This window comes from Allolucifera butyrica (assembly GCF_900476375.1).
GTDB lineage: Bacteria > Bacillota > Negativicutes > Sporomusales > UPPP01 > Lucifera > Lucifera butyrica.
The window spans coordinates 1-462 of record NZ_UPPP01000042.1 but is presented as its reverse complement, the minus strand read 5'-3'; the positions used below and the strand labels follow the sequence as shown (position 1 = coordinate 462).

Below are 462 nucleotides of genomic sequence, written 5' to 3'. Positions count from 1 at the left end.
GGGGTAACCCGCAACCAGGTAGCCGGACTGGAAGTGGTCACGCCGGTTGGCGAAATCGTGACGCTGGGGGGCAAACTGAAAAAAGACGCCACCGGTTATAGCCTGATGAACCTGATTATCGGTTCGGAAGGTACTTTGGGCGTAGTAACCAAGATTTATCTGAAACTGGTGGCTCTGCCGAAAAATACGATGAACCTGCTGGCGATTTTCCCGGACCTGGCTTCGGCCATTGGTTTGACGCCTACGATTATGGGAGCGGGAATTACGCCGGTGTGCGTCGAATTTATGGATAATGCATCGGTCCAGTGCGTGGAAGGGTTCTTGCGGGAAAAACTGCCCCATAGCAATGACGGATACTATGTTATTGTGCAGATTGCCGGCGACAGCGAGGAATTGCTGGAAGACCAGTGCGTTCTGATTGACGAAATGGCCACGGAAAACGGGGCTATGGAAGTGCTGGTG

General features: G+C 53.0%; 1 protein-coding gene. It reads left to right on the top strand.

Going from position 1 to position 462, the window contains the following annotated elements; all coding sequences use genetic code 11:
• The coding region (locus LUCIF_RS00160; protein WP_243638614.1) for an FAD-binding oxidoreductase at positions 1 to 462 on the top strand (462 nt) is incomplete at both ends.